Origin of the sequence: Paraburkholderia mimosarum LMG 23256 = NBRC 106338, from assembly GCF_000739815.1 — a bacterium.
Classification (GTDB): Bacteria; Pseudomonadota; Gammaproteobacteria; order Burkholderiales; family Burkholderiaceae; genus Paraburkholderia; species Paraburkholderia mimosarum.
The window spans coordinates 1-8347 of sequence record NZ_BBJJ01000134.1; the positions used below are offsets into that span (position 1 = coordinate 1).

The 8347-nt window shown below is 59.7% G+C and carries 11 protein-coding genes; 1 reads left to right on the top strand and 10 read right to left on the bottom strand.

Going from position 1 to position 8347, the window contains the following annotated elements:
* The first annotated feature begins 56 nt into the window (after positions 1–56).
* Positions 57–419, top strand: coding sequence for a winged helix-turn-helix transcriptional regulator (locus tag BMI01S_RS34955; protein WP_028214571.1), 363 nt, complete (start codon positions 57–59; stop codon positions 417–419).
* Positions 420–455: 36 nt separating this feature from the next.
* On the opposite strand, the gene arsN2 is transcribed toward BMI01S_RS34955, so the two are convergent.
* The 10 genes from arsN2 to BMI01S_RS35005 all read right to left on the bottom strand — a co-directional run bounded on the left by arsN2 (position 456) and on the right by BMI01S_RS35005 (position 8108).
* A complete protein-coding gene (arsN2, locus tag BMI01S_RS34960) occupies positions 456–905 on the bottom strand; it encodes an arsenic resistance N-acetyltransferase ArsN2 (RefSeq protein WP_028214570.1) in 450 nt (149 codons plus the stop codon).
* Positions 906–1030: 125 nt separating this feature from the next.
* Positions 1031–1753, bottom strand: a complete 723-nt coding sequence (arsH, locus tag BMI01S_RS34965; protein WP_028214569.1) for an arsenical resistance protein ArsH — start codon at positions 1751–1753, stop codon at positions 1031–1033.
* A 30-nt stretch (positions 1754–1783) separates the two neighbouring features.
* Entirely contained in the window at positions 1784–2854 is a 1071-nt protein-coding gene (gene arsB, locus BMI01S_RS34970; protein WP_028232868.1) for an ACR3 family arsenite efflux transporter, read from the bottom strand.
* A gap of 22 nt (positions 2855–2876) precedes the next feature.
* Entirely contained in the window at positions 2877–3371 is a 495-nt protein-coding gene (locus BMI01S_RS34975) for an arsenate reductase ArsC (RefSeq protein WP_028214567.1), read from the bottom strand.
* Between the two features lie 23 nt (positions 3372–3394).
* Complete coding sequence (locus BMI01S_RS34980) at positions 3395–3871, bottom strand: ArsI/CadI family heavy metal resistance metalloenzyme (RefSeq protein ID WP_028214566.1); 477 nt, start codon at positions 3869–3871, stop codon at positions 3395–3397.
* Positions 3872–3883: 12 nt separating this feature from the next.
* Positions 3884–4207, bottom strand: coding sequence for an ArsR/SmtB family transcription factor (locus tag BMI01S_RS34985; RefSeq protein WP_028214565.1), 324 nt, complete (start codon positions 4205–4207; stop codon positions 3884–3886).
* 193 nt (positions 4208–4400) lie between these two features.
* Positions 4401–5507, bottom strand: coding sequence for an extracellular catalytic domain type 2 short-chain-length polyhydroxyalkanoate depolymerase (locus BMI01S_RS34990; protein WP_244884706.1), 1107 nt, complete (start codon positions 5505–5507; stop codon positions 4401–4403).
* A gap of 315 nt (positions 5508–5822) precedes the next feature.
* Complete coding sequence (locus BMI01S_RS41530; protein WP_154671488.1) at positions 5823–6251, bottom strand: hypothetical protein; 429 nt, start codon at positions 6249–6251, stop codon at positions 5823–5825.
* 251 nt (positions 6252–6502) lie between these two features.
* Positions 6503–7783 carry a hypothetical protein gene (locus BMI01S_RS35000; RefSeq protein WP_028232867.1) on the bottom strand — a complete coding sequence of 427 codons (1281 nt, stop codon included), beginning with the start codon at positions 7781–7783 and terminating at the stop codon, positions 6503–6505.
* Positions 7767–8108, bottom strand: a complete 342-nt coding sequence (locus tag BMI01S_RS35005) for a hypothetical protein (protein ID WP_028214561.1) — start codon at positions 8106–8108, stop codon at positions 7767–7769. The genes BMI01S_RS35000 and BMI01S_RS35005 overlap by 17 nt, the downstream gene beginning before the upstream one ends.
* Positions 8109–8347 lie beyond the last annotated feature (239 nt).

An 8347-nucleotide genomic window follows, 5' to 3' on the forward strand; every position in this document is an offset into this window, starting at 1 on the left:
CAATGATGGCGCTATAGTTACCACATCGCAAGAACGCACTAAAAAGTAAGTAAGCCGTGCCCAACCGAAAAGCCTACACTCCCACGACCGCTGCAATCGACGTCGAAGCCGCATTCAAGCTGCTGGAAGGACGTTGGAAGCTGGTCATCCTGTTTCACCTTTTCGGTGGTCAGGTGCGACGCTTTTCGGACCTCGAGAGGCTGATCCCAGGCATCACGCAGAAGATGCTTGCCCAGCAGCTTCGCCGCCTCGAAGAGGACGGCATTGTGACGCGCACGGTCTATCATCAGGTGCCGCCGAAGGTGGACTACCGCCTGACCGATTGGGGGCAGGCGCTGTGCCCGGCACTGGACGCGATCCTGAAATGGGCGGAGCGCCGTGAAGAATCCGTACCGCGCAGCATGTCCCGTTTCAAGTGACTCATGTTCGCGCAGAACCAGACGCTGAGCGCAAGGTCAATGGTCTATCTCGCCGACCTTGAGCACCTTTATCATCGTGGTAGCTGACGCTGGGCATACGCCCTGGAACTGACTGGATGCCAGCAGTGGGCGCGGCACTTCCTCGCGCCCAATGGGTACAAAGCCTTGTGCCGAAAAAAAGTGCTCAGCCGTGGTAGTTAGCAACACCACCGATCGAACTGACCGCATCCGGCATTCCGCCAACAAACGGGCAACGATGGCTTTGCCAAGACCTGCACCACGGCAGTCCCTCGCAACCACAATCGAACGCATGAGGGCGAAGTCAACGTAAAATTCGACGCCGCCGCACGCGATGATCCCTGACGGTCCCACTCCGACAATGAAATTGGTCAAGTGCTGAGCAACGCCATCCGTAGGCAGATCATTGGCTTCGAGTAACGTCTCGATCGAGGCGAGGTCGTGTACAGTTGCGGATCGGAGATGCATGGTGCAGGTCCTGGTGTACCAGTGGAATTCAGAGGCCAAAAGCATTTCGCGCAGACGCGAAGCATTCGGCGGATACCCGTCGGTTAAGCGACACCTGGCGCGAACTGCGACCGGAAACCATCGCGTCAGATGGACGATTGATTCACGCGCTTCATCAACTCCTCTGCGCTCTCTTTGCGTTCGCTGTACCGGTCTACGAGGTACGGACCGATGTCGCGCGTCAGCAGCGTGAACTTGACCAGTTCCTCCATCACGTCAACGACGCGGTCGAAATACGCTGAAGGTTTCATGCGGCCGGCTTCGTCGAACTCCATGAAGGCCTTGGCAACCGACGACTGGTTGGGGATGGTCAGCATGCGCATCCATCGTCCAAGCACGCGCATCTGGTTGACAGCGTTAAACGACTGCGAGCCGCCGCTGACCTGCATCACGGCGAGGGTCTTGCCCTGCGTCGGCCGCACCGCCCCGACCGAAAGCGGAATCCAGTCGATTTGCGCCTTCATGATGCCTGTCATTGCGCCGTGCCGCTCCGGCGAGCACCAGACCATGCCTTCCGACCACCGCACCAACTCGCGCAGTTCGGCCACCTTGGGGTGGCTGTCCGGCGCGTCGTCCGGCAATGGCAGACCGCTCGGATTGAACGTGCGCACTTCGGCACCCATCGCCGTGAGCAAGCGCGCCGCTTCTTCGGTCAGCAGGCGACTGAACGAGCGCTCCCGCAGCGAACCATAGAGCAGGAGAATGCGCGGCGGATGGGACGACGCCTTTGCAGGTTGCAGGCGATTGATGTCGGGCACGCGAAACAGCGCGGGGTCGACCTGCGGGAGGTCATTAGTGAGATCGGACACTTTTGCCCTCTGTGATCGTTTCTGTATTCCTCAGGCGCACTCGTACCAGTCCTTTGAGCGGTTGACGATGCGCACCACGAGCAGCATGACCGGCACCTCGATCAGCACGCCCACGACCGTCGCGAGCGCGGCCCCTGAGTTGAATCCGAACAAGCCGATTGCCGTGGCGACAGCCAGTTCGAAGAAGTTCGACGCGCCAATGAGCGCTGAGGGACAGGCAATGTTGTGCTTTTCGCCAACCGCGCGATTGAGCCCGTAGGCAAGCGCCGCATTGAAAAACACCTGGATCAGAATCGGTACAGCCAGCAGCACGATGACGAGCGGCTGCTTCAGGATGGCCTCGCCCTGGAACGCGAACAGCAGCACCAGAGTCGCCAGCAACGCGGTGATGGACCATGGGCCGATCCTGGCCATCGCCGTATCAAACGCCGCTTGCCCCTTGGCTAGCAGCGCCTTGCGCAGGATCTGCGCGAGGATGACTGGAATCACGATGTACAACACCACCGAGGTGAGCAGTGTCGCCCACGGGACCGTGATCGCGGAAATGCCGAGGAGCATGCCGACGAGCGGCGCAAAAGCGACCACCATGATGCTGTCATTCAGCGCGACCTGGGAAAGCGTAAACAGCGGATCGCCACCGGTCAGCCGGCTCCACACAAAGACCATCGCCGTGCAGGGCGCAGCGGCAAGCAGAATCAGGCCTGCCACGTAGCTGTCGATCTGCTCGGCAGGCAGCATCGGCGCGAACAAGTGCTTGATGAAGAGCCATGCGAGCAATGCCATCGAGAATGGTTTGATCAGCCAGTTCACGATGAGCGTGACGCCGATACCCTTGACGTGTTGGCGCACCTCATGCAGCGAGCCGAAATCGACCTTGACGAGCATCGGGATGATCATCACCCAGATCAGCAGGCCGACCGGCAGATTGACGTGCGCATATTCCAACCGGCCGATCGCCTGGAACAGACCAGGCAGGACTTGCCCAAGCAGAATTCCGGCGACGATGCACAGCGCGACCCAGACGGTCAGGTATCGCTCGAAGAAGCTGATGGCCGGTTTCGCGGCCGACTTCCCCGAAGCGGCAACATTGGGGGTGTTCATGGGGTGACTCGATGGAGAGGATTCAGCTCTGAAGGATGTCGTTTAGCGCCTGCTGCAGTTGGGCGTTGTCCAGTCTTTCGAGCGGGAGCGCGAGCAGTTGCAGCATGCGGTAGCCGATCGCTTCGCGCGTGAGTTCGAATGCGTGCCGTTTGCCTTCATCGCCGCCCGGCGCGTTCGACGGATCGGCGTAGCCCCAGTGAACCTTGACAGGGCTGCCCGGCCAGAACGGGCACTGTTCGGCCGCAGCGCTGTCGCAGACCGTGATGACGATGCGCATCTCGGGTGCACCGTCCTGCGCGAATTCATCCCAGCTCTTGCTGCGATAGCCTTCCGTATCAATCCCGGCGTTCGTCAGCGCTTCGAGCGCGAATGGATTGATGCGACCGCTCGGGGCGCTGCCCGCGCTGTACGCGTGGACGTCCTTGCCGAGCTTCTTCGCCCAGTGGTTCAGCATGCCTTCAGAAAGCACACTGCGCGCGGAATTGTGCGTGCAGAGGATGAGTACGTTTGTGGTCATGGTGTTATCTGTGGGCAGCGTGATCAGCAGCAGGCCGAACCGGCAGGTTTAACAGGGATGCAAAGGGGTTTGCCGCTCGGGGCACAGCAGGACGTTGCCCCCGCCAACGGCGATGCCTGCCTGCGCTCGCCATATACCGGAGCGCTGTCCAGCGTATGGAAGTGTTCCCACGCGATACCCTGCGGATCGAGAACCCAGTGCTTGTCGCTGCGCGCATAGCAGCAAGTGGTTTCGCCCTGATCTAGCAGGGCCATGTCCGCAGCCTCGGCTCGCTTTGCGAGTTCGGCAAGCTCTGCCGCGTCGTCCACCTGGAAGCCGAGGTGGTCCACACCGACCTTCGTGCCGCGCGTTGAAATCGCAAAGTTCACACGTGGATCGTCCAGCATCCATTTCGCGTAGTCCGCCTCGACGCGCGCCGGTTCCGCGGAGAACAGCTTCGAATAGAACGTGACACTGGCTGCGAGGTCGTCAACGTGGACGTGGATGTGAAACCGCTTCATGGTCGTTCTCCGTCAGCATTTGCATGGGGCCGCGCCAGGTTCGAGGCAAGGCTGTCCCTGACAACAGTTTTCGGTCAGGAAACCCAGGACCGCGTTCATCTGGTCATAGGCGGCCCGATAGATCAGGCTGCGCCCGTCGCGCTCCTGCGTGACGAGCCCCGCGTGCATCAGCTCCTTCAGGTGAAAGGAGAGCGTCGCATTGGGAACATCGAGCTGTTCCGCCATGGCGCCTGGCGTCAAGCCAGTCGGACCAGCGACGACCAGCATGCGGAACACACGCAGGCGCAGTTCGTGGGCGAGCGCCGCAAGGGCGCGTATAACGTCTTTATCTTCCATATTTCCAATATATTCGAAATATTGCCCGGAAGCAAGCCGCTGCGGCAGTTCACCGGGGCAATGACGGCTATCATTTGGCGAGCAGACGGTGGGTCGAAGGGCAGTTCAGGGTCGACGAGAGCCGACCGCATCACGCGGAGGTCAGCGCAGCCCCGACGTTTGAACGCCCGGTTCGATCCGCGCCCCGAGCGTCCTACGGTCGCCCAGTCACGCGCTGCACCATCGCGTAGAGCACCGACATCTGCAAGCCGCTCTTGAGTGCGTAGTTCGGGTCGTATTGATTGGAGTAGCCCCACCAGTCGAAGCATGCATTCGGATTCGTCGGCCCTGGCGCCGACGAAGCGATCGTATCGGGATACACGACCACGAGTTTGTTCGTGTCGGCCCATTCATTGATCCCAGCCTCGGTGACCCAGCGGTTTCCGATGAGTGACGCCTCCTGCAGACAACCGTGAAGTGCGAGCACGAATCCGCACGTGTCCCCGTGCGCACAGGCCTTGGGAACAAAAACGCTTCCGGTTGAACTCATCGAAATGTTTGGCGACGCCCCGAACTCCGTTTGATCGAACGCAGAGAGCGTACCCGACAGCTTTCCGTCGTTGCGCGGCTCCAATGGGCCGAGAAACATCGTCAGCCACGTTTTTACGGAATCGTAGACCGCGCCATTTGCCGAGCAGCGCACCATGTAGGGGCTCCCGAGCGTGCCGCATGCAAGTTCGCCGTCAGGCGATTCCCAGCCGTGCTCGGCGGGAAACGTATTGTCGAAGTGAACGTTGGCTCCATAACGCTGGTATTCCGAGTTGAGGTCGGCCATCTCTAGCGGATTGACGACTTCGTCTTGCGTGCCGGACCAGAGGTAGACGGGCTGACCACGCAGATTCGTCGCCGGATCGATTGTGCCGAGAGACGATTGCGCGTCCAGATACGCCTCGGATGCCGTAAGCGTGCTGTTGTACGACGCCTGATTCGACGGAAGCGTCAAGCCGCCACAGTTTGCCAAAGCTGTCGCGGCTCCTCCTGCGCCGGCACACCAGTACACCCCGCCAGCGTAGACAGCGGCGCCTTTGAAGGTCGAAGAGTGGGCTACATGCATCTGCACCGCCGAGAAACCGCCCGACGAAATACCGGCGACGAAGACCTTCGTCGGGTCGATCTGATAGCGCTGAAGTTTTACGATCCCGGACGCGACCGACGCACTGTCCGCGGGTGGGCTCCCGGTGGCGGCCAACGCCTTTGCCGTTGCAGCGGCATCCGTACTGGCCGAATCGCCACCACCCCCGCACCCGGCAAGGCCGATCACCAACACAGCTGCGGACGCTAACCGTAGGCCTGACGCCATCGTCCTCATTGTCGTCTCCTCGGCTGAGCAAAATAAAATTGATAATGTCGTTTTGCCCGTCGACCGTTTCAATTTCCAGGCCTCAAGACTCGCCAACAGAAGTCATCGATAAAAGCGACCAGATCACTGGCGCGTGCGACGCACGATCCGCAGCAAAAACCGCTCCTGTAAAGCTAAGCCTTCAGCCTTATCAGCATGGAGTTCAATTGATCGCTGGCGAGCCCGTCGACCGGAAGACGAACCATCGCGCGTTGCTCCGACGGTAGTCGCCGACTTTCATGCGACATCGGCTTTGACGAATCGCTTCATACAGGCCCCGGCGGGTGCCCCAAAAAATCGAGAAGGTACGCAGGAACCGAATCGTTTAACGGAGGCAAGGCGCAGGTGTCGTGCGCATACGTCAGCACATGAACCCGGCATCAGCGTCGCGATCGCCTCTTTTTCGCCTTCGGTGGCGTCAGCGCCGCGGTCAGAAAAGCGTTGGTTCCTCGTTTTGCCGCTGCCAATGCATGACCTCTTGCTGAGCCTGCCACCCTGTTTGCGCCGCTCAACCACATACTGAGGAACGGATTTTTTTTGGTCCACGGGTTTTTCATCTTTGACTCCATCAAGGAAACGGTTGACGTGGACTTTTCGCAGCTCGCCACTCGCTGTCGCCGGTACCGCCGGTTCATCTGCGTTGATGTCTTCGAATGGATCGCCCAACGGTCGGGTTCGACTTACGCGCTCAAGCTGTCTCCGATTTTCGCCCTGCAGTGTCCACGCTTTGGCACCGGGCGCCGCAAGATGGATTCCCGAGCAATGATCCAGGCAGTGGCCAGGTCGCTCAATGGGTGAACAGTGGACGATTCCTGGTCTCTTGTGCGTGGCTAGCTAGACGTGGACTCGTACAGGCGGGCTCCGCACGAGCGGGGCATTGGTCGCGACGCGTTACGTCGACCCGCGGGCATTTTCGTTCAATGCCGCGGCCACCCAAGGAATTGCAACACGTCGCCACGCGCAGCCTCAATGCCGCCGGCGGCCGCCACCTCGTCTGAAGCGCGTGCTGTCCAGTCGGCCCAGCGTTGGTCAAACGCAAAATCGGACAGGCACCTGAAGGTCTCGTAGAGCAACGTCGCGGCGTTGGAATCCAGGCGGTCAAAATCCTTCTGCAGTTCATCCGACCGGTTTGAAAAGGTGCATCGCCCCCCGACGTTCTTTACTGCGTTACGGTAGACGCTCCTCGATATCCCGTCACGCGCGGCCGCCGCCCCGGAAAAACCTACGCCGTACCAGCCCCTTCGGGAGACTATGGTAGCCGCGGTGAAGGCTATCTTGTGGAACAGAAAAAGAGCCGTGTGGTAGTTCACGATGACCCAGTAACCGCGCCGGAAGAGCGCGATATCGTTGTTCCGCGCAACACGCGGCGAGACGTATCTACGAGCATAGGCCGAGGAGGCAGTTACGTCGCAATAGCTCTCCTCGATCGACTCATCCGATGTGCCATCCCCGCGGAGCCTCCGACAAATCTCCTCGATCATTTCCGCGCCCTCAAAACGGCGCTCATCTTCGGGAATTCGAGCGAGAGCAGCCGGGCCGCAGCGCTTCGCGAGTTCGACGAGGTCACCAACCAGCGGCTTCAGCTGCTCGGCCGCCATGACATGTTGAAGCACGCCGAGATGGAAAGCGAGATGCGTGAATTCGTGCGAAAGCGTCAGATGCCGCATACTGTCTTCGGAGAAACGTATGCAATCCTTATAAAGCCTACGCAACTGAGCATCCGGGAATGGCGGTGGCGTCGTCAGAACCGCCGTCGCCGTAAGGCCTTTTGAAACGAACATTTTCTTGAGCGAAAGCGCCAGGCCCACCTCGCTCTCACCCAGAAGGCACAACTGTTCCATCAGGAACAAGGCCACGAGGTTTTGAAGATCAACGAACCCGTTCCAGTGAAACGGGCGATGTTTAGTCTCGTCAAGCAGGAAACGCGGTAGGTTCAACCTGCAGAACGCGGTGACAAATTCCAGCCAGCGCGCGTCCCAGACGATCGCATGGCGGCCACGCCATTCGCAAATCTCCATCCGGGCCGCCGGCGAAGAGATCGACAAAAAACCGGCGCCGCCGCTACGTAAGACCTCGTACCCGTCCCTCAATACATCCTGGTCAAACGCTACGGACCCACCGACTGTATAAAGATCGCGTTTGATGTCTAGCAGGTCCGCGGAGTTTTCGTCGTGCTGAAGCTCAATCCGGTTTTTCATTGTGGAATTCCGTTATCCGGCTTTCCAGTACCTTATGCAGATCCTCACCCGACATGCCACGAATTTCGAGTTTGACCGACCTTGCACCTTTCTTGAGGACGACCCGGCGAAGGGCGTCTTTCTTTCCCCAGGCCACCAATACTGCAGCCAATGAGCTGATGATTGCAGGCAAGTTATGAAACACGTCGTGTACGACGGCTGTTACGACCGGATCACCTAATAGTGCTGTCGATTTGATCACATCCAGATCTTCGCTGGGAATGTCCCCGAATTCCCGGACCACCTCAGCCTGGTCCACACCCGCGACATCGATGATTAAATCCATAGGACCCTCCGATTTCGTCCGTCGCCGTGGTACACGTCCACACTCCCAACTCCAGCGCGATGCCGAAAGCCGCACCAATTACCGATACGAGCAATGCAATCAATGATAGGCGAGCGCGCCGCGTTTTCCATCTGTTCAGCGCTGGCGAAGTCAGTCAGACGTTGCGCCTTCGCGCACCCGAAACACCTTTCGACGCGTCTTGATGAGCGGCGGCGTGCGTGTCACAGCGATCCCTAGCA

Coding starts and splice junctions, on each gene's coding strand:
- arsN2 (WP_028214570.1), bottom strand. CDS start 905: ATGCATCTCCGATCCGCAACTGTACACGACCTCGCCTCGATCGAGACG.
- arsB (WP_028232868.1), bottom strand. CDS start 2,854: ATGAACACCCCCAATGTTGCCGCTTCGGGGAAGTCGGCCGCGAAACCG.
- BMI01S_RS34975 (WP_028214567.1), bottom strand. CDS start 3,371: ATGACCACAAACGTACTCATCCTCTGCACGCACAATTCCGCGCGCAGT.
- BMI01S_RS34980 (WP_028214566.1), bottom strand. CDS start 3,871: ATGAAGCGGTTTCACATCCACGTCCACGTTGACGACCTCGCAGCCAGT.
- BMI01S_RS34985 (WP_028214565.1), bottom strand. CDS start 4,207: ATGGAAGATAAAGACGTTATACGCGCCCTTGCGGCGCTCGCCCACGAA.
- BMI01S_RS35000 (WP_028232867.1), bottom strand. CDS start 7,783: ATGAAAAACCGGATTGAGCTTCAGCACGACGAAAACTCCGCGGACCTG.
- BMI01S_RS35005 (WP_028214561.1), bottom strand. CDS start 8,108: ATGGATTTAATCATCGATGTCGCGGGTGTGGACCAGGCTGAGGTGGTC.